The organism is Bacillus sp. GW823-FHT06A11 (assembly GCF_058795355.1).
This window is the reverse complement of sequence record NZ_JBXAHS010000007.1, coordinates 66,521-85,663: the sequence shown is the minus strand read 5'-3', so window position 1 is coordinate 85,663 and position 19,143 is coordinate 66,521. Positions and strand designations below refer to the sequence as shown.

At 34.3% G+C, this 19,143-nt stretch carries 20 protein-coding genes and 1 riboswitch; of the genes, 8 read left to right on the top strand and 12 right to left on the bottom strand.

Annotated features, from left to right (window positions below; all coding sequences use genetic code 11):
- Positions 1–59 precede the first annotated feature (59 nt).
- The gene (locus AC1Q8L_RS25250; protein ID WP_000199984.1) at positions 60–1,586 is read left to right on the top strand and encodes an FAD-dependent oxidoreductase; all 1,527 of its coding nucleotides are present in this window, start codon (positions 60–62) and stop codon (positions 1,584–1,586) included.
- Positions 1,587–1,729: 143 nt separating this feature from the next.
- A complete protein-coding gene (locus AC1Q8L_RS25245; RefSeq protein WP_001183075.1) occupies positions 1,730–3,031 on the top strand; it encodes an MFS transporter in 1,302 nt (433 codons plus the stop codon).
- A gap of 13 nt (positions 3,032–3,044) precedes the next feature.
- Here the strand turns inward: AC1Q8L_RS25245 and AC1Q8L_RS25240 are convergent, their stop codons facing one another.
- Both AC1Q8L_RS25240 and AC1Q8L_RS25235 read right to left on the bottom strand, forming a co-directional pair.
- Complete coding sequence (locus AC1Q8L_RS25240; RefSeq protein WP_001208235.1) at positions 3,045–3,827, bottom strand: nucleotidyltransferase domain-containing protein; 783 nt, start codon at positions 3,825–3,827, stop codon at positions 3,045–3,047.
- A gap of 112 nt (positions 3,828–3,939) precedes the next feature.
- Positions 3,940–5,049, bottom strand: a complete 1,110-nt coding sequence (locus tag AC1Q8L_RS25235; RefSeq protein WP_000147464.1) for a PRK06851 family protein — start codon at positions 5,047–5,049, stop codon at positions 3,940–3,942.
- Positions 5,050–5,198: 149 nt separating this feature from the next.
- A riboswitch (SAM riboswitch) is annotated at positions 5,199–5,311 on the top strand.
- 85 nt (positions 5,312–5,396) lie between these two features.
- Here AC1Q8L_RS25235 and AC1Q8L_RS25230 point away from each other — a divergent pair.
- Positions 5,397–6,029 carry a cyclase family protein gene (locus AC1Q8L_RS25230; protein ID WP_000862979.1) on the top strand — a complete coding sequence of 211 codons (633 nt, stop codon included), beginning with the start codon at positions 5,397–5,399 and terminating at the stop codon, positions 6,027–6,029.
- Positions 6,030–6,057: 28 nt separating this feature from the next.
- On the opposite strand, the gene AC1Q8L_RS25225 is transcribed toward AC1Q8L_RS25230, so the two are convergent.
- From AC1Q8L_RS25225 to AC1Q8L_RS25195, 7 genes are all read right to left on the bottom strand, one after another.
- Positions 6,058–6,438 carry a hypothetical protein gene (locus AC1Q8L_RS25225; protein ID WP_000424116.1) on the bottom strand — a complete coding sequence of 127 codons (381 nt, stop codon included), beginning with the start codon at positions 6,436–6,438 and terminating at the stop codon, positions 6,058–6,060.
- A 229-nt stretch (positions 6,439–6,667) separates the two neighbouring features.
- Entirely contained in the window at positions 6,668–7,894 is a 1,227-nt protein-coding gene (locus AC1Q8L_RS25220; RefSeq protein WP_001046109.1) for an ATP-binding protein, read from the bottom strand.
- 137 nt (positions 7,895–8,031) lie between these two features.
- A complete protein-coding gene (locus AC1Q8L_RS25215) occupies positions 8,032–9,297 on the bottom strand; it encodes a hypothetical protein (protein ID WP_000434729.1) in 1,266 nt (421 codons plus the stop codon).
- A 239-nt stretch (positions 9,298–9,536) separates the two neighbouring features.
- Entirely contained in the window at positions 9,537–10,205 is a 669-nt protein-coding gene (locus AC1Q8L_RS25210) for an LSm family protein (RefSeq protein WP_001004268.1), read from the bottom strand.
- 161 nt (positions 10,206–10,366) lie between these two features.
- Complete coding sequence (locus AC1Q8L_RS25205; RefSeq protein WP_000443836.1) at positions 10,367–10,816, bottom strand: hypothetical protein; 450 nt, start codon at positions 10,814–10,816, stop codon at positions 10,367–10,369.
- A 20-nt stretch (positions 10,817–10,836) separates the two neighbouring features.
- Positions 10,837–11,346, bottom strand: coding sequence for a hypothetical protein (locus tag AC1Q8L_RS25200; protein ID WP_000051533.1), 510 nt, complete (start codon positions 11,344–11,346; stop codon positions 10,837–10,839).
- Positions 11,347–11,581: 235 nt separating this feature from the next.
- Positions 11,582–11,821, bottom strand: coding sequence for a helix-turn-helix domain-containing protein (locus AC1Q8L_RS25195; RefSeq protein WP_078385229.1), 240 nt, complete (start codon positions 11,819–11,821; stop codon positions 11,582–11,584).
- Between the two features lie 186 nt (positions 11,822–12,007).
- On the opposite strand from AC1Q8L_RS25195, the gene AC1Q8L_RS25190 reads away from it, so the two are divergent.
- The gene (locus tag AC1Q8L_RS25190; RefSeq protein ID WP_000235476.1) at positions 12,008–12,376 is read left to right on the top strand and encodes a hypothetical protein; all 369 of its coding nucleotides are present in this window, start codon (positions 12,008–12,010) and stop codon (positions 12,374–12,376) included.
- 195 nt (positions 12,377–12,571) lie between these two features.
- Here the strand turns inward: AC1Q8L_RS25190 and AC1Q8L_RS25185 are convergent, their stop codons facing one another.
- Positions 12,572–13,621: an NAD(P)/FAD-dependent oxidoreductase gene (locus AC1Q8L_RS25185; RefSeq protein ID WP_001078268.1), complete on the bottom strand. Its 1,050-nt coding sequence runs from the start codon at positions 13,619–13,621 to the stop codon at positions 12,572–12,574.
- A gap of 333 nt (positions 13,622–13,954) precedes the next feature.
- Here AC1Q8L_RS25185 and AC1Q8L_RS25180 point away from each other — a divergent pair, with 333 nt between their 5' ends.
- The 4 genes from AC1Q8L_RS25180 to AC1Q8L_RS25165 all read left to right on the top strand — a co-directional run bounded on the left by AC1Q8L_RS25180 (position 13,955) and on the right by AC1Q8L_RS25165 (position 17,312).
- Positions 13,955–14,875 carry an iron-hydroxamate ABC transporter substrate-binding protein gene (locus AC1Q8L_RS25180; RefSeq protein ID WP_000732564.1) on the top strand — a complete coding sequence of 307 codons (921 nt, stop codon included), beginning with the start codon at positions 13,955–13,957 and terminating at the stop codon, positions 14,873–14,875.
- Between the two features lie 48 nt (positions 14,876–14,923).
- Positions 14,924–15,964, top strand: a complete 1,041-nt coding sequence (locus AC1Q8L_RS25175) for a FecCD family ABC transporter permease (protein ID WP_002153558.1) — start codon at positions 14,924–14,926, stop codon at positions 15,962–15,964.
- Positions 15,961–16,968 (top strand): FecCD family ABC transporter permease, encoded by a 1,008-nt coding sequence (locus AC1Q8L_RS25170; protein WP_000983749.1) that lies wholly within the window; start codon positions 15,961–15,963, stop codon positions 16,966–16,968. Before AC1Q8L_RS25175 ends, AC1Q8L_RS25170 begins: the two co-directional genes overlap by 4 nt.
- 173 nt (positions 16,969–17,141) lie before the next feature.
- Positions 17,142–17,312 carry a hypothetical protein gene (locus AC1Q8L_RS25165; protein ID WP_000644466.1) on the top strand — a complete coding sequence of 57 codons (171 nt, stop codon included), beginning with the start codon at positions 17,142–17,144 and terminating at the stop codon, positions 17,310–17,312.
- An 84-nt stretch (positions 17,313–17,396) separates the two neighbouring features.
- On the opposite strand, the gene AC1Q8L_RS25160 is transcribed toward AC1Q8L_RS25165, so the two are convergent.
- Positions 17,397–18,038: an L-fuculose-phosphate aldolase gene (locus AC1Q8L_RS25160; RefSeq protein ID WP_000926568.1), complete on the bottom strand. Its 642-nt coding sequence runs from the start codon at positions 18,036–18,038 to the stop codon at positions 17,397–17,399.
- A gap of 53 nt (positions 18,039–18,091) precedes the next feature.
- The gene (gene mtnA, locus AC1Q8L_RS25155) at positions 18,092–19,138 is read right to left on the bottom strand and encodes an S-methyl-5-thioribose-1-phosphate isomerase (RefSeq protein ID WP_080451051.1); all 1,047 of its coding nucleotides are present in this window, start codon (positions 19,136–19,138) and stop codon (positions 18,092–18,094) included.
- Positions 19,139–19,143: the final 5 nt, after the last annotated feature.

Below are 19,143 nucleotides of genomic sequence, written 5' to 3'. Positions count from 1 at the left end.
TTTCATATAATATGGAAATATTAAAAGGAAAATTGTTCTAAAATCAGGAGGTTTCCGCAATGACAAGTGATACATTTCCACAACTGCCACTATCTTATTGGATTGAATCTACTCAGTTTCCTACTTTCCCTCGTTTATCCGAAAATATAAAGACGAAAGTTGCTATTATCGGTGCTGGTATTACAGGTATTACTACTGCCTATTTACTTGCAAAAGAAGGCATCGATGTTGTTTTAATTGATTCTGGTCGTATTTTAAACGGAACGACTGGGCATACAACAGCGAAAGTAACAGCACAACATGATCTTATTTATGATGAATTAATAAATCATTTCGGTGTAGAAAAGGCCCGGCTTTACTATGAATCAAATAATAAGGCTCTACAATTCATAAATAAAACTGTTCAAACATATAAAATCGACTGTAATTTCTCAAATGAAGATTCATATTTATATACAACTACTGATAACGGATTAAGAAATTTATCGAAAGAATATGAAGCTTATCAAAAATTAAATATACCTTGTGACTATGTTCAATCTCTATCGATTCCTATTCCAGTACAATCTGCGCTTGTAATGAAAAATCAAGCACAATTCCATCCCCTTCTTTATTTAAAAACACTTTTAGAAAAGTTTGTGGAGATGGGCGGAAAGGTCTACGAACAAACAACAGCTATGGATGTGGAAAAGGGCGATTATCCACAAATAATTACAAAAGAGGGCCATCATATCACTTGTGAATATGTCGTCTCTTGTTCACATTTCCCTTTTTATGATGCGAATAGCTTTTTCTTTACGCGAATGTACGCAGAACGCTCCTACGCTCTTGCAATAAAAGCAAAAACGGAGTATCCAGGTGGCATGTATTTAAGTATTGATGATCCAAAGCGCTCCTTACGCTATATAACAAACAATGGAGAAAAATTAATTTTGATTGGCGGAGAGAGTCATAAAACAGGTCAGGGAATAAATACGATGCTTCATTATGAAGCACTCTATTCTTTTGCTGAAGCCACTTTTGGAATAGATGAAGTTCCTTATAGATGGTCAGCACAAGATTTAATTACTCTAGATAAGCTTCCTTATATCGGACATATTAACGAAAGAAATCCAAATATATTTGTTGCAACTGGATATCGCAAATGGGGAATGACAACTGGAACTGCTGCCGCTCACCTACTGAAGGACTCCATCCTAAAAGTTCACAGTCCCTATAAAGAACTGTATGCACCATCACGCTTCCATGCAAATCCAGATATAAAAACGTTCCTCTCCCAAAACATTGATGTTGCGAAACATTTAATTGCAGGAAAGATTGAAACCGCATTACGTAAGCCAGAAGATCTCGAAGTTGGTGAAGGATCTGTCGTACATGTTAACGGTAAACGAGCAGGTGCTTATAAGGACAAAGAAGGAAAATTACATATCGTCGATACAACTTGTACACATCTAGGCTGTGAAGTTGAATGGAATAATGGTGATTGTACTTGGGATTGCCCTTGCCATGGTTCTCGTTTTTCAATTGAGGGAGACGTTCTTGAAGGCCCAGCAGATCAACCGTTAAAACGAGTTGATAATGAGTAAACAAATAAAGAAGTTCAACAGAATTACTGTTGAACTTCTTTATTTGCTATAAACCCTTTTCAGATAAAATTCGACACAAGGAGGAAAATATTAACATTAAATAAAATAATATATTCATCTACAAATTAAAAGGGGTGAATATTATGCAACCTTCAGCTCCACCTCATCTAGAATCTACAGAAACTATCTTTCCAAGCTCTATTACAAAACTTGTTGTTTTTATTTGTTGGCTAGCCATTTTAGCTGATGGATATGATTTAGGTATTTACGGTGCCGTTCTACCAAAGCTCCTAGAAGACAAAAGCTGGGCGCTATCACCAGCGCACGCTGGTACAATTGCAAGCTATGCTTTATTTGGAATGTTTATTGGGGCTATTCTAGTTGGAACGATTACAGATCTAATTGGGCGTAAATGGACGCTTATATGCTGTTTAGCACTTTTTTCTATCACAATGGGTTTAGCGGCTATCGCTCCTTCTCCTGAGTTATTTGGATTACCTCGATTTATAGGCGGAATCGGATTAGGCGGTGTTATCCCTACAGCTTCAGCACTCACTGTTGAATATTCACCCCCAAAAAGGCAATCTTTTATTTATGCTCTTATGTTTACTGGCTATCCTTTAGGTATCGTGTTAGGTGCTATTTTGTCCATGCTTATGTTAGAAGATTTCGGATGGAGAATTATGTTTGGTATCGGAATGATTCCACTACTCTTCATTCCTTTCATTATTCGCTATTTACCTGAGTCCATTCAATTTTTATTATCACGTAATCGCCAAGAAGAAGTGAACCAAATTCTTAATCGTTTTCAAATTGAATTTCATGTAAAAGATAAAACTCATCAAGACCCATCTACTATACGAAAGAAAAATGGATTTTTTACTTTATTCTCAAAAGAATACATAAAAGCAACGCTACTTTTTTGGATCACTTATATAATGGGAATGTTTTTAATATACGGTTTAAACACTTGGTTACCACAGATGATGCGCCAGGCAGGATATCCTCTTGGGTCTAGTCTGTCATTTCTACTTATGCTAAATATTACCGCAGCTATCGGCGCATTATTCGCTGGAGCAATTGCTGATCGTATAGGAGCAAAAATTGTTATTAGCATCTCTTATCTTATGGCAGCCATATGTATCGGACTATTAACAATCAAACCATCTGTTACAATCATTTATCTTTTAATTGGCCTTGCTGGTATTGGATCAGTCGGTATTACTCAAATATTAAATGCATATGTAACACAATACTTCCCATCACATATCCGAGCTACCTCCTTAGGCTGGGGACTGGGGCTTGGCCGAGTTGGTGCAATTGCTGGCCCAATTCTCGTCGGTATTATTATGACAATGCAATATGACTTAGCATGGAATTTTTACTTATTCTCCTTTGCAGGTCTTATCGCAGCTATATCTGTTTTCTTCATTCCTACAAAATAAAAAGGGCACAAACTTACTTGTGCTCTTTTTCATATGCTTCAAACAACATATCTCGAAACAATGTATTTAAACTCTCAATATCGATTCCTGATCCCTTTTCAATTCCTTTTACATATTCCTGATAGTAATGAATTTGTTCTTCTAAAAATTGATTTAGCACCTTAATTTTCAATCCAACATCTAATTCAGTACCTGCTTTTTTCTTTATTAACAACTTTTCAATTTCATCTAATACGCTACGTTCTAATGATAATTCTGTAATCAATCGGTCAAATTCTACAGGAGGTAAAGTCGTTTTCTCTTCTAGCCACTTACAAGCTAAAATGGGACGTAATACATAAAAGTACTTTTTCAGCTTTACATTCTCACCTTGCAAAAATTCACGATAATTTTTCGACGCCATATGTAAATAATGATATATCGTTGCTTTTGGATCAAAATTCTTCTCACTCATCTGTTGAAGTAGTTCTGGAAAATTAGAGTTTTTCGAATAAAAAATTGGTGATCGAATCCACTCAAGTAAAGCAGGATTCGACTTCGCGAATAGTTGCAACGCCTTTTTAATATCCCAACCACTTATATCTAAATCATCACTAATTGGATATTCAATTACATCTCGTTTGTCATGAATTGATAAATACCATTCTACCGGATGTATATAAACAAACCTAACATCATAATCGCTATCTTTCGATGGAAAACCCCAAGCACGACTCCCTGATTCTACCGCAAATAAAATTTTCACATCATTCTCTTTTTCAATTCTTTCTAACTCCAACTCGATTTTCTCTCTCATTGCATAACACCTCCATTTTTTGATTATTTCCTTGGAAATTCGACAAATACAATACTAATTTTACTACATACCAAAAAAACTGTCAGAAATTACTGACAGCCTAATGAAACGTCTATTGTTGCTTTTCGATTACAGTAGTAGCAATTCGTTCAAACTCTTTTTGAATCTCCTCTTTATATGCATCTACTATTGAAAAATCCATAGCAGCAATATAAATTCGTTCTAATTTATCACGAACCGATTTTGCTTTCGCTAAGAAAGACATCGCCTCATTCATTTTTGCTTTATATTGAATGGAGACATCACGAATTTCCTTCGCATATTTCTCATCCGTCCCTGGCGTAACAATAAGGGCATACATATCAATAATTTCATCACCCTCGCGACTTGGAAAATATTCATGTGGTGCGGTGCTATCAAAAATTGCAAATCCTAATTCTCTTACGATAACCATATCAAGACTATTCGGGTCAAATCCGCAATGATATACTTCAACTTCAAACCCTTTTTCTTCAGCTGCCTTAGCTAACTTTTTGAGCATCGTTGATTTTCCAGAGCCTGGGCGCCCTTTTATAAAATAACGATGTGGTAACCCTTCTGTTAAATTAGGAACAAAATCAACTGCTCCTTTCGGTGTAGCAGCTCCTAAAAAACGATGTTTTACAAGCGATTGTCTCCCGCTTTTATCTGCAAATAATTTCTGGATTAGCTGATTGGTTAGTTCATTTGCTTTATTAAAATCTATATTATCAATATATATCTTCTCCCACTCATCATGTATAACCAATGCCTCTTTAAAACGTACGTAAGCAGACTGAAAAGCTTTGCTTGCTTCTGAAACAAATCTTTCAATTTCTAACTTCTGCTTTCTTAGTTTATCTGAGTCCCAAGCAATTCCTAAATTTATATACTCTTCAACAACTCCTGGCATTTTTGGCTCAATAACATGCGGCGATGTCCCATCAACAATTCCTACTTTTAATTTTGGGATAATTACACCATCAACCGATTTATTATCAGAAGAACAATGTAAAAATTCAATATCATATCCTTTTTCAATCCATTCACGACCTATTGCCTTTATTAAAGAAGATTTTCCCGTTCCTGGGCCACCCTTTAAGATAAATAATCTGTCTAATCCTTTTAAATTCTCTTCGTATAAATTGTGAAATCCCCTAGCTGTATTACCACCAGCATAATAATTTAATACATTTCCTGTCACTGCACTCACTCCTTCGCAGCATTCTATTTACATAAGCTACAATATGCGAGCAGCTTTATTTGGGTGAATACCTATTTTGTATTGCACGAAAAAAGGAAATGAATTACAATTTAACTATCGGAAAATTCCGATTTTAAAAACTGAATACTTCTTTATCAAGAGAGGCAGAGGGACCGGCCCTTTGAAGCCCAGCAACCTCAGTTTATACAAACTGAATAGGTGCTAATTCCTGCAAAATGCATTGCATTTTGGAAGATAAAACTCAACTAGCATGTAAAGCTCATCTTTCTTGATACTGAAGGATGAGCTTTTTATTATTTGAAAAACATATATTGGAGGTATGTAAAATGAAAGTAATTGATCTATCGCAAACATTTGAAAATAATATGTCTCAATTTCCTGGAACACCTAAAATACAACTAGAAGCTGTTACAAGTGTTGAAGAATCAGGCTATCAAGTTACAGATTTTCATTCTGTCGTTCATGTTGGCACGCATTGTGATGCTCCTGCGCATTTTATTTCAGGCGCAACGACCATCGATCAATTACCGCTGGATCAATTTGTAGGTGAAGCTGTTCTTATAGATGTAACACATATTCAAGAGCGAAAATTACCTAAGGCAGTATTGCATAATACTGACATAAAAGAAGGTGATATTGTTATTTTTCATTCTAATCTATCCACAAAATGGAATACAGAGGCTTATGAGAAGGAAGCATTTTATCTTTCTGAAGAATTAGCTAAAGAACTAGTGCGATTAAAAGTAAAATCTATCGGTTTAGATTTCATTTCTCCTGATGAAGTCACAACAGAAACATCACCGATTCATCACATATTACTAGGGAATAATATTTACTTAATTGAAAACTTAACAAATCTAGATGCTATCGAAACAAAACGTTTCTTTTTCTCAGCAGCACCTTTAAAAATTAAAAATAGTGACGGTGCTTTCGCAAGAGCATTTGCTGTTATTTTTTAAACACAGCCTATAAAAAAAGCAAAGGCCACTATTGGTCTTTGCTTCTATATTTTCTATTTAAATTAAGAAAGAATTGTTCCACACGAGGACGCACCCAAGCTAAACAATCTATCTCTTTCTTCTTTGTGCAAGCTATCTCTTCTCCATCTACCATTTCAACAAGTTCTAGTTCTAACAGTTGCCTCGTGAATGCTAACATATTCACTTCTTCGGATGGATACTCTTCTTTTAATTTCTCCTCAATTTCTCCCAATAAAAAACCGTCACGCATCATTGCCAATGCATCAATCCAAAGTGGCGGCATTTCATATTTTTCTCCTGTAATTGTATCTTTTACAATATAATTCTTTTGCTCTTTTCGAAATTGAATCGTGTGTAAACATACAGTCGAATTTAATGTTAATTCCATCATACCACCTCTTTCATAATATCTGCATAGAAAAAAGGATGCGCGTGCACCCCTTCTTATCTTTTCATAACACTACTGAACCGTTACATGAGCAATCAATCTCATGTCGATATTTTCCTCCATTATAAACGAAGTATTTTATAAAAAAAACCCTTCTTGAAACATTTTATAAAATGTTTATATTTACACAACAAGAACACTTTTCTGAAAAATCTTTTCTCCCAATACATTAAACGGTCGGCAGAAAAATTTCTACTTTCGTTCCTACTCCTAGACTACTTTGGATCGTGATACTCCCTTGATGTTCCTTAATAATTTTATATGTAATCATTAACCCAAGTCCTGTGCCAGTCTCCTTTGTTGTGTAAAACGCCTTGCCGATTTTTTCTAACTTCTCATTCTCTATACCAAATCCTTGGTCTTCAACAGAAATACACAAATGTCCTTGCGTTTTTTGATATGCACGAATATGAATTTCTCCACCCTCTGGCATTGATTCTATTCCATTTTTAATGATATTTAATAACACTTGTTTTAATTGCTTGTCATCACCGTTTATAGCCGGTAAATTCCCATCTACTTGTAAATGACATTTAACTCTATATTGCGTTGCATAACTTTCCATTAGATGCACAACATATAGAAGGATGTCTCGTATATTACACCTTTCATAATTTGTTGGCTTTGGTTTTCCTAACAACATCAATTCACTAACAAATCCATTAACCCTTTCAATTTCTTGTAGCATAATGTCGTAGCTCATCGTATCAGTTGGATTTCTTTCTTTTTGCATTTGCGTAAACCCTTTTAACGCTGTTAGCGGATTTCGAATTTCATGGGCAATTGTTGTAGACATAGTCCCAATCACAGCTAAATTTTCCGTCTCTTTCATATTGTTCATCATTTCAACCACTGTTCTTACATAAGATTGAAATCGTTTTAATAAAGAATGTGAAATAATGAAATAGAATATACATAAAACAAGTGGAATTACCACTTTTAAATCTTGTAATAGCAATGTGAAAAATACGTACTTTCCAATTACACTAAAGGACACTAAATAAAAGTATTTTCTATTCACGAAAACTGGGGCAAATAAAATTAATAACATTTCTACCATACTACCATGTTCAAAAGGTCTATCCGTTCGCAAATAAATCATTAAATTATTCACAAGATTGATAAACATGTACCCAAATAAAAATAAATATTTTACAGAATATACATACCCTCTTTTTTGAAGATATATAGAAATAGGAAATAATGCTATTACAAATATAGGCACACCTATCCCAAGACTACCTTCTGGCCAACCTACCGCTGTTCCACTAATATTCATAGCAGGATATACAAAATAATATATAGCGTCATATAAAAAGAATATAATATAAAATAATAATATAAATACCTTTAAGGCTCTTCTTTCTTCATAAATCAAGCTCTTGTATTTATTCATATAAAAACTCCCCTTGATCGATACAAAAAACTTTCATTGTTATCTCCTTAAAGTATAAGTATGAAATTGCTTTCAGGGCAATATTTAACCTTATAATAATGAAAGGAAGGAGATCTCTCCTTCCTTTTGGTAACAACTTACATCCATCTTACCCTGTCATGTAACAATCCATCCGTAAAATTATTATGCCCTATTACAAAATCCTTCATATATAAATTTAAATACTCACCGTACTTACTTTCTGTATTTAATAACAACTCCTCAACATAATAAGCACCTTGTTCAAATTGATCTAAAAGTAAACTGGACAAGCCCGCATAAATCCCGCACCCTACTTGAAAATACGTTGCATTCGTTTTATATTTACGAAAAACTTGGCTACTATTCATCACATTATACATATATGTCTCACTATTTTCATAAACGAGTAACACACCGACCAAGTCCTCTCCAGCAACCTCTTCTTCCGCTGGATTAAACACTTTACGATTCCAGTTCCATAAATCTTCTACTTGATCTAAGTTCTGTCTAATTATATTTGTTGTATACTCATTAATTCGGTAAAGAAAACCAACTTCCATATTAAAGTTTTTCCCTAAAATTAATACTTCCTCATGTGGCATTAAACAACCATAGAATTCTTTTTCTCCTAACTTCACTTTATACTCTGAAGCATATACATCTTCATAAAAGTAAAGAGGACGATGATGACTCATATACATCGGATAACTCCAGATTGCTTCATCTAAAAATCGCTCTACTGCCCATGAAGCATAAAGTGTATGTGGCTTTATAAGTGCTGTATCATTCAAAAACGATGTGTCATGTTCTACAATATAACATGCTCTTGGCCTTTCACTTGGTCGTTCCTTCATAAGCTCAACAACCATCCATTGAACAACACCTGGATTCATACCTGAACCTATAATCGCTTTTGTATTTGTAAATTTCTCTTTCTCCTTCTCAAACCTTGTATATCTTTCCGTAAGCTGAAAGCCGATTAAGCTATCGTCCTGATCTACTGCCTCATTTTCCAAGGCTGAGTTAATATAACAAATTCCTAGTTCATTACAGCAGCTTAATACTCTAATTGTATCTGCCCCTGAAACATCAATCACAACACTCGTTCTTTTTTCTTTTAAATGTTGTTTAAATTCCACTACATTTTGAAGGTTTATTTCATATAAATATAATTGACTTTTCAAATTCGAAAACAACTCATCATAATAAGTCCTATCTTTTTGTTTTATATCCACCAAATGAAATTTGGCATTCTTTAATACTTCATAAATTGGATCTTTTTCATTTGCTATCGCTTGATTTAAAATTGCTAAAACTGCTTTTGCTGCTCCACCAGCACTACCAAGCAATGTAATTGATAACGAATTCGGAAACTGCTCCACAAACAAAACCCCTTTAATAAATTAGTTGAGCAGCTCCTCCTCAAAAAATAAATTGAATACATAAAAAGATAGCTCGTACACAATTTTTATAAGTTAGTGTAAAGTTACCTTTTAAAAAATCACACTATACTATGTTTATATTCAATTCATTTTTCCCCTCATCTTCAAATTAAACTAAAACAAATAGGCTCGACCTTTTCTTCTGCATATAAAAGAAAAAGTCAGCCCTTCCAACTAATCTACGGACAATGGACGGATTTTACATGTTGAATATTCACATACATTTTTGCATCACGTGCTTTTGATATTTCAATATGACCTTCATCAATTTTCGCCATTTTTCCAATTTTATTGGACTCCTCACCTAAATCAAACACCATAATTTTCCCAGTCATTTTAATAAGCTGTTCTTCAAATGTTCTAGCTAATGTAATATTTAACGGATTTACGGGGAGTTCATTTTTATTGAGGGCATACGGTACTTGGTTTTCTTTATACGGAATTAACCATTTTAAATGTTTTAAAGATATATATACCGTTTTATAAACCGGACTATAAAAAACAATATAGTCGTTCATCACACTTGTAACATAACCATGTATTGGAGCATTTCCTGCTACATAAACTTCTGTAAAAATCCCTTTAGAAGTACTTAATACTTTTCTCAAAGAAATTGAAGGGGATTCCCTCTTAATTACAGAATCAACATCTGGTTTTAGTATGTCTTCGTCATGTGGTCTTAAAAATTTATAGTATTGTACATGATATAAAGATATATATACATAGTCTTGTCCATTGTAAAGAACAATAATGTCATTTCCTACGTCTATTAATATACCTTTAAACCTTTTTTCACCGATTAATTTAACATATATATTTTCCCCAATACTTTTGTTTAACTCATTCATCTATATCCTCCTTCCTATGAATTTCAGCTTCCCTATCTTCCTTTTCAAAAAAATAATCAGGGCAATGTTCTGTCTTAATAGTAAGTAATTCCTTTTCATACTATCGAAATAAGAAATTGTTCTTCTCTTTCCCTCATAATGCCCCTCTTATTTATTAAACATTATTCATCTTCATTCTTTTTACATTTCACTACTTGACTCACACTCTTAATATGATAATTAATGATATAAATAACTTCATCACCGTTTACTAGCGTAATACATTCTTCATGCACTTCACTTAATAGGCCTTCTACACACTCTGGGCCGCCACGGTTAATCTTTACCCACTTATACTTCAAGTCACGTAATACATCGACGAAAGTATCATCATCAGAGCAGAAACATGAAACATAGCCATCGCCACATTTACTTTCTTTCACTTTCTTAACTAGACTCTTCACATGTTTCAATTGGTAATATACTAATTCACCAAGAGGAAGTTGTAATGTAAGGTAATCTCTTCCTAACGATACAAGTACCCCCACTCGACTCTCTGGTCCACGAAGATTTACTTTTACAGTCTCACCGACTAAGCCTTTAATTTGTTCACAGCATAATATACTTTCCAAATTTGTATCCTCCTTTCTTATTATCTTCCTCTTCTTGACTGTCTTTGTGCGCGAGCTCGACCTGAATCATTACTTTCACTTTCGCTTTCACTTTCGCTTTCTTCGCTCTCTCTACAAGGTACTGTTACACTCTTAATATGAGATACTGCAACTAATATAACTTCTTCTTTTACAATTAGTGTCACAAATTCACAAGAAACATCTTGTAAAATACCTTCAACTTTCTCTGGGCCACCACGATTAATTTTCACCCAGCAATATTTGAAGCTTTGAAGTAACTTTTCAAAGTCATCTTCACATTCACATTCCAACCATCTGCAATCATCTGCTTTACAATCTTTCGCATTTTTTGTAATACTTTTCAGATGACGAATCTGATAGTAATAGAGCTCTCCTTTTTCATTCTTTAATACAAAGTAATCCGAACATACAGCGACTATTGTCCCTTTTTGAGATTCTGGACCACCCCTGTTTACTCTCACAAAAGATCCAATTAAGTCTTTCAGAAAATCACAATGAAATAAACTCACGAGAAAACCCCTTCCATTAATTTATAAGCTTTTGCACTGATAGTATATGTATCTGTACAGGTTACGTTCTCTATGTTTGTCCTAGCTAGAAAAAAATATGCTTTTAACATGGTAGACTACTACCTATCAAAATTTGAAGAAAGGCTAAGAACTCCTTATGTTTTTGATATCTTCAAACAAAAAATCCCTTATGAATATACATTTCTGCATATCTTCATAAGGGATTTTCCATAGTTTAATCTTCGTCTTTAACATCCATATCTTCTGGAATTGGTTCGTTCAATATTTCTTCCACTAATTGCTTATATTTCTCCATTTGTTCTAAATGTGTATTAAATTGTTCTTTATTTACTAAATATTGCTCTCCATCGAATAGCGCACGAATTTTCTTTTGCTGAATTAACTCTTCAATATACGATTTTGGTAAATTCAAATACTCCGCAGTCTCTTCTATTGTTATATACAATGCCTTCATTCCTTTATTATTTTTTCATCTATACTGTATCTTACTTTACTTTATTTTTGTAAACAAATAAAAAAGATTTTGTAAATGCAGTTCAAAAAGCAGGTAGATGCATTCCATATATTGTATAGTATTATATAGTAAGAATTTTTTAAATATAGAATGGTATTACCCATTTACACAAAGGAGAGTTAACATATGGCTACTCGTCACATCATTACAATGTTAGAAAAAACACTACAAGTTGAAACAGAAAACACAATTTCTCATTTGAATGTATCTTTATCTGATCGTTTTCTTTCTCAAAGCACAGCAATACATGAAAACAATTGTTATCATACAATTGGTGAATGGTACAAAAATCATTTCTTATTCCAACAAGATGATTTCCTTTGGGCTAAATATGCCTTCTATGACGCATATTGTGAAGCCATCCAAAAACAAGGTCATCTTACAAAACGCGTCCGTCAAATATTAGAATCATTGGCTCGAAAACACGGAAAACAGTATATTGCTTCTATACTAAATATGCCATTTCCTAATAAACGCGCTAAAGGGACAGCGTAATTTAGCCATGTTCTGTGTAAGCAAAACATAGCTAAATTGTTTTCTAGGATGCTTTACCAATAAAATGTTCATATCATATGAACTGATGAAACCGGTGTCATTATAATGATAGAAAATATAGTAAACAGGAAAACCCCCACGTACATCTCTCATTCACTTGAATAGAGAAATACGTGGGGGGATACTTGTTCCTTATTATTTCATCATCTGCTTAATCAGTTCGCGATTTCTCTTCTTAAATACTTCATTATGAGAAGAAACCATTCCGTACTCACTTGCATCTGGTTGGATAAATTGTTTTGCTTTATTCACAGCATTTCCAGCATCTTGAAATGCACCTGCAATTAAGTGTAGTTTCCCTTCGTGCTTTAAAATATCTCCAGCAGCATATAATCCATCTACTGAAGACTCACTATTTGCATTACCTGCAATATAATAATTATCTATAATTGCAACGTCTAACTCACTATTTTCTAATAATGTAATGTCGCGTTCATATCCATGATTAATAATAACTTCATCAATAGGTAAATGAGAAACCTCACCTGTTTCATGATTTGTTAATTCTACATATTCGATCGCTTCATGATTATCACCAGCAATTAATTTTGTAATCGATGTATTAAAGAAACACTCCGCTGAGCTGTTCATAAGTTGTTTTACTTGTGCTTCATGACCAGATAATTCTTCTTTTCTATAGGTTACATACACTTTTTTCGCAATTGGTTCCAATTCATTTGCCCAATCAACAGCAGAATTGCCTCCACCGGAAATAATAACTGTTTTACCTTTGAAACGCTTTAAAGATTTAACTGTATAATTTAAATTCGATACTTCAAATCGCTCAGCACCTTCAATAGATAACTTTTGCGGTTTCAATATACCACTTCCTGTTGCGACGATAACTGTTTTTGAAAAGTGTTCTTCGCCAGTACTTGTTTTTAATGTAAAAGTACCATCTTGATTACGAATAATCGATTCTACTTTTGTATCTAATACAACTTCCGGCTTAAATGTTAACCCTTGCTGTACAAGTTGTTCAATTAACTTATCACCTGTAACTGGCAATAGTCCTCCTACATCCCAAATCATTTTTTCCGGATACACATGTATTTTTCCACCTAAATGTGGTTGAAATTCTATTATTTTTGTTTTCATTTCTCTGAGTCCACTATAAAAAGCTGAATAAAGCCCTGCAGGTCCTCCGCCTATCACGGTTACATCAAACAATTCTTCTCGATTCATTCGTGCTCACTCCTCAGCTATTAATCATTGATTATCATTCTCAATAAAATATAACCTGTTTCCGCAAAATTTACAATCAAAATTACTATTGACAATACACCTATATAAAATTATATTATTTAAAGAATCAATAGTGATAATCATTATCATTTTGTTAATAATTAGCAAATTTGAGATTACATCTTCTTTCATTAATATGGTTAATACTATATTATAAAATCTCATATTCAAGATTTTTAATAAATCATTTTGCTTTACCACTACTCTTTCAAAAAGATTGCAGTTAAACAAATTATTGTATACACATATCATCTATGTTAAAGGAGAAAGACGATGAAAAAGTTATTTATTTCACTAACAGTTCTTTTCGTTCTTGTTATGAGTGCTTGTAGCAATGGCTCTACAGACAAAAAGAACGATGCAAAAGGTAGCAAATCAGAAACAATTACATACCAATCTGAAGATGGTAAAAAAGTAGAAGTTCCTGCAAATCCAAAACGCGTTGTTGTACTATCGTCATTCGCTGGTAACGTAATGTCATTAGGTGTAAATCTTGTTGGGGTAGATTCATGGTCTAAACAAAACCCACGTTTTGATAGTAAACTTAAAGATGTTGCTGAAGTATCAGATGAAAATGTTGAAAAAATCGCTGAACTAAATCCAGATTTAATCATTGGTTTATCAAATGTTAAAAATGTCGATAAGTTAAAGAAAATCGCTCCTACTGTAACATACACTTACGGAAAAGTTGATTACTTAACACAGCATTTAGAAATTGGTAAGTTATTAAACAAAGAAAAAGAAGCAAAAACTTGGGTTGATGACTTCAAGAAACGTGCACAAGAAGCTGGTAAAGAAATTAAAGCAAAAATCGGTGAAGATGCAACAGTTTCTGTTGTAGAAAACTTCAACAAACAGCTTTATGTATACGGCGAGAACTGGGGCCGCGGAACAGAAATTCTGTACCAAGAAATGAAATTAAAAATGCCTGAAAAAGTAAAAGAAAAAGCATTAAAAGAAGGTTATTACGCATTATCTACTGAGGTATTACCTGAATTTGCTGGTGATTACTTAATCGTAAGTAAAAACAAAGATACTGATAACTCATTCCAAGAGACAGAATCATATAAAAACATCCCAGCAGTAAAAAATAATCGTGTATATGAAGCAAACATGATGGAATTCTATTTCAATGATCCACTTACATTAGATTTCCAACTAGACTTCTTCAAGAAGAGCTTTCTTGGTAAATAATACAAACATGAGGAATTCTTAATTTAAGAATTCCTCTTCCTTTATTCTATGAACAGAAAAGATGTGAAACGAATGACAAAAGATCATGAAAATCCACGTTCTATAGCTTTTACATACAAACTAATTTTAAGCTTAATTGCATTCTTTCTTATTTTTATGGTTGCAATGGTATTAGGTGCTGCAGATACTTCGATAAAAGATGTATGGTTAGCACTCACTTCCTCCGCTAAAGGAGACAAAATATCTATTATTCGAGAAATACGTTTACCACGTGAAGTTGCTGCTATTTTTGTAGGAGCTGGATTAGCCGTTTCTGGAGCAATTATGCAAGGATTAACACGAAATCCACTTGCGGACCCTGGATTATTAGGGCTATCTGGTGGCGCAAATGCTGCGCTTGCACTAACACTTGCTTTCAATCCTTCCATCAGCTATCTTTACTTAACGTTAGCTTGCTTTATCGGTGCTGCAATTGGCGCAATTATGGTATTTGGAATTGGTATGGTGAAAAAAGGCGGCCTTTCTCCTCTTCGAATTGTATTAGCGGGCGCTGCAGTTTCAGCATTTCTACTCGCAATTTCAGAAGGAATTGGCATTTACTTTAAAATTTCACAAGATGTATCACTTTGGACTGCTGGGGGCGTAATTGGAACAACTTGGAGCCAATTAAAAATTATTATTCCAGTCATTTCAATTAGTATCTTTATCGCTATCTTACTAGCAAAAAAATTGACAGTTCTTAGTTTCAGTGAGGAAGTGGCTATTGGACTAGGTCAAAAAATTATTGTTATTAAAACTATTTTATTTATCATTATTATCTTACTTGCAGGTGCATCTGTAGCGCTTGTTGGAAATATGGCATTTATCGGTTTAATGGTACCTCACATGGTACGCCCAATTGTCGGTCCAGATTACCGATTTGTTATACCGATGTCAGCAATTGCTGGAGCTTCCTTTATGCTACTTGCAGATACAATTGGACGTACTATTAACGCTCCGTACGAAACACCAGTTGCGGCAATTGTCGCGATTGTAGGATTACCATTCTTCCTATTCATTGTACGTAAAGGAGGAAAAACATTCTCATGATGCAATCTATTTTAAGAAAACAGCGTCTCATTATACTCGCTTTACTTATAGTAATCATCACAACCATTGTAATTGGAATGGGACTTGGTTCAGCATCTTTATCTTATGATCGACTACTCCCAACATTAATGGGGCAAGGGACTTTTAAAGAGGAGTTCGTTTTATACTCTTTAAGACTACCTAGAATTGTCATTACATTATTAGCTGGTATGGCTCTCGCTTTATCAGGGGCTATTCTGCAAGGAATTACCCGAAATGATTTAGCTGAACCTGGTATTCTTGGTATTAACTCTGGAGCTGGTGTTGCTGTTGCTATTTTCTTTTTATACTTTCCAATAGACGTAGGTTCATTTCTTTACTTACTACCTGTCGTTGGATTTATTGGGGCATTTCTGACAGCTGTTCTAATTTACGTATTTTCATATAGTAAATCAACTGGACTTCAGCCGGTGCGATTAACATTAACCGGTATCGGTTTTGCATTTGCACTATCTGGAACGATGATTGTCCTTATTTCATCCGCGGATCGTATGAAAGTAGACTTTATTTCAAAATGGATTGCCGGAAATATTTGGGGAGATGACTGGATCTTCGTTTTAGCAATGCTCCCATGGTTAATCGTATTCATTCCATTTATTTTCTATAAAGCAAATCGATTAAACATCTTAGCATTAAACGAACCAGTCGCAATCGGCGTTGGAATTGAAATTGAAAAAGAACGTAGGTACTTATTAGTTGCAGCCGTTGCACTTGCAGCTGCAGCTGTTTCCGTAACAGGAGGAATTAGCTTTATCGGATTAATGGCTCCTCATATCGCGAAATCTTTAGTAGGTCCAAGACATCAAATCTTCATGCCTATCGCCCTTTTAATCGGCGGATGGCTATTATTATTAGCAGATACAATTGGACGAAATATCGTTGATCCTAATGGCATTCCAGCAGGTATTGTCGTTGCTTTAATTGGGGCTCCTTACTTTATGTATTTGTTGCTTAAGAAAGCGTAAAAACATCCTCAATTTTGAGGACGTTTTTTCCTTTCGTTTCCTTCTCCTAACCCTTTATTCACCATTCATATTTCCTACCTCAATACAATTCCTGAACAAAATATTTTTGATTATAAACTCTATTAATGTTATATTATCACATATAACTTTTACGTTTTAAGGAGTATCGTATAATGAAAGCTATTTCTATTATTCTTATCTTAATTGGAATTTTTGGTATCTTAATGGGCGGAATGATGTTCGGAGATATCGGTATTGCTGCAATTATTGGTTCATTAGCAGCACTATTCTCAGGAATCGGTTTTTGGAAATTAGATTCGCAACTCAAAAATATATCTAAATAATTAAAATCCTAAAATGGCCATGGAAGAATATATATTCTTTCACGGCCATTTTAATACACATTGAATAACATTTCCGTTAGATTTCTACTGTTGCCCATACCCTTCAAACTTCTTCGCCAAATTCTCCATCTCATCTTCTGGCAAAAGCTTCGGTTCTCCGACGCTTTTCGTTTGATAATAAATTTGAGCACAAAACTCAATCTCTTCTGCAACAGTAAACGCCATTTTTATATTATTTGCACCAGCAATTAAACCGTGATTTGCAAGTAGCACAGCACGACGATCAATCATGCCTTCAAAAGCAGCATCCGCTAATTGCTTCGTACCAAATGTTTCATACGGCGCACAGCGTACATTCGGGCCTGCAAAAGCAATTAAATATGACACAGCAGGAAGCTCCCATCCTAATGATGCAATCGTCTTCGCGTAAGGAGAATGTGTATGCACAAGCGCATTTATATCTTCACGCTTCCTATAGTAAATAAGGTGCATATCTAATTCACTTGATGGTTTTCTCTCTCCTTCTACTACTTCACCATCTAAGTTTAATATAACTACATCTTCAGGCTTTGTTTCATAATACTCTAAACCACTTGGGCTAATCGCAACAAGACCTTGTTCGCGATTAAAGATACTAACATTACCGCCCGTTCCCTTTGTTAAACCACTAGAAATCATTTTCTTTCCATACGCTACAATTTCTTCTCTTTCTTTTTGTAATAACATATACATCCCCCTAAGTATGAAGCTTATGATGACTGACTTTTATATTTATCTACTTATTGAAATAACTTTTTTAAATTCTCCGTAAACGGTGCCTTTACAATCCCTTTTTCTGTAATAATCGCTGTTACATTTTCATGTGGAGTAACATCAAATGCTGGATTATATACTTTACTTTCTTTCGGAGCTGAATATTGTCCAAAGCGATTAATCACTTCAGAAGCATCTCTTTCTTCAATCGGAATTTCTTTTCCTGTCGATGTCTTTAAATCAATTGTCGGTGTTGGCGCTGCTACATAAAACGGAATGTTGTAGTACTTAGCTAAAATAGATACGCCTAATGTGCCAATTTTATTTGCTACATCACCATTTGCTGCCACACGGTCGCATCCAACGATTACTGCATCAATCTTCCCTTGTGACATGACCATAGCTGCCATATTATCCGTAATAACAGTAACGTCAATACCCGCTCGCTGCAGTTCTAATGCTGTTAACGTTGAACCTTGTAATCTAGGACGCGTTTCATCCGAATAAATTTTTAAATTCCATCCTTTTTCTTTCGCTAAATACATTGGAGCCGTCGCAGTACCATACTTAGTCGTCGCTAAAGCACCTGCATTACAATGCGTTAATACTCCCATTTCATCATGGAATAATGTTAATGCATGCTCTCCAATTTGATGATTAATTTCTTCATCTTCTCTATGAATTTCTTTTGCCTCTTCTAGTAATCTATTTTTCAGCTGTGAGATTGATAAGTGAGCATTATCTGTCGCTACACTTTCCATTCTTTCAAGCGCCCAAAATAAATTTACTGCAGTCGGTCTTGATGTCGCCAAGTATGTACATACCTTTCTTACTTCATCCATAAATCCTTCTTCCGTACTTTCAGCAAATTCCTTTATCCCTAAATACACTCCATAAGCAGCTGAAACACCAATCGCGGGTGCACCTCGTACTTTCATTACTTGTATTGCATCCCACACACTTTCAGCTGTTTTAAAAGATTCATAGACAATTTCATTTGGTAATAACGTTTGATCTAACAAAACTAAAGCATCATCTTTCCACTGAATTGGTATTAATTGCTCTTCCATCATATTCT

What these genes read in the sequence shown, in the direction of transcription:
- AC1Q8L_RS25250 (WP_000199984.1), top strand. Translation starts at nt 60, where the DNA reads ATGACAAGTGATACATTTCCACAACTGCCACTATCTTATTGGATTGAA.
- AC1Q8L_RS25245 (WP_001183075.1), top strand. Translation starts at nt 1,730, where the DNA reads ATGCAACCTTCAGCTCCACCTCATCTAGAATCTACAGAAACTATCTTT.
- AC1Q8L_RS25240 (WP_001208235.1), bottom strand. Translation starts at nt 3,827, where the DNA reads ATGAGAGAGAAAATCGAGTTGGAGTTAGAAAGAATTGAAAAAGAGAAT.
- AC1Q8L_RS25230 (WP_000862979.1), top strand. Translation starts at nt 5,397, where the DNA reads ATGAAAGTAATTGATCTATCGCAAACATTTGAAAATAATATGTCTCAA.
- AC1Q8L_RS25225 (WP_000424116.1), bottom strand. Translation starts at nt 6,438, where the DNA reads ATGGAATTAACATTAAATTCGACTGTATGTTTACACACGATTCAATTT.
- AC1Q8L_RS25220 (WP_001046109.1), bottom strand. Translation starts at nt 7,894, where the DNA reads ATGAATAAATACAAGAGCTTGATTTATGAAGAAAGAAGAGCCTTAAAG.
- AC1Q8L_RS25210 (WP_001004268.1), bottom strand. Translation starts at nt 10,205, where the DNA reads ATGAATGAGTTAAACAAAAGTATTGGGGAAAATATATATGTTAAATTA.
- AC1Q8L_RS25195 (WP_078385229.1), bottom strand. Translation starts at nt 11,821, where the DNA reads ATGAAGGCATTGTATATAACAATAGAAGAGACTGCGGAGTATTTGAAT.
- AC1Q8L_RS25190 (WP_000235476.1), top strand. Translation starts at nt 12,008, where the DNA reads ATGGCTACTCGTCACATCATTACAATGTTAGAAAAAACACTACAAGTT.
- AC1Q8L_RS25185 (WP_001078268.1), bottom strand. Translation starts at nt 13,621, where the DNA reads ATGAATCGAGAAGAATTGTTTGATGTAACCGTGATAGGCGGAGGACCT.
- AC1Q8L_RS25180 (WP_000732564.1), top strand. Translation starts at nt 13,955, where the DNA reads ATGAAAAAGTTATTTATTTCACTAACAGTTCTTTTCGTTCTTGTTATG.
- AC1Q8L_RS25175 (WP_002153558.1), top strand. Translation starts at nt 14,924, where the DNA reads ATGAACAGAAAAGATGTGAAACGAATGACAAAAGATCATGAAAATCCA.
- AC1Q8L_RS25170 (WP_000983749.1), top strand. Translation starts at nt 15,961, where the DNA reads ATGATGCAATCTATTTTAAGAAAACAGCGTCTCATTATACTCGCTTTA.
- AC1Q8L_RS25165 (WP_000644466.1), top strand. Translation starts at nt 17,142, where the DNA reads ATGAAAGCTATTTCTATTATTCTTATCTTAATTGGAATTTTTGGTATC.
- AC1Q8L_RS25160 (WP_000926568.1), bottom strand. Translation starts at nt 18,038, where the DNA reads ATGTTATTACAAAAAGAAAGAGAAGAAATTGTAGCGTATGGAAAGAAA.
- mtnA (WP_080451051.1), bottom strand. Translation starts at nt 19,138, where the DNA reads ATGATGGAAGAGCAATTAATACCAATTCAGTGGAAAGATGATGCTTTA.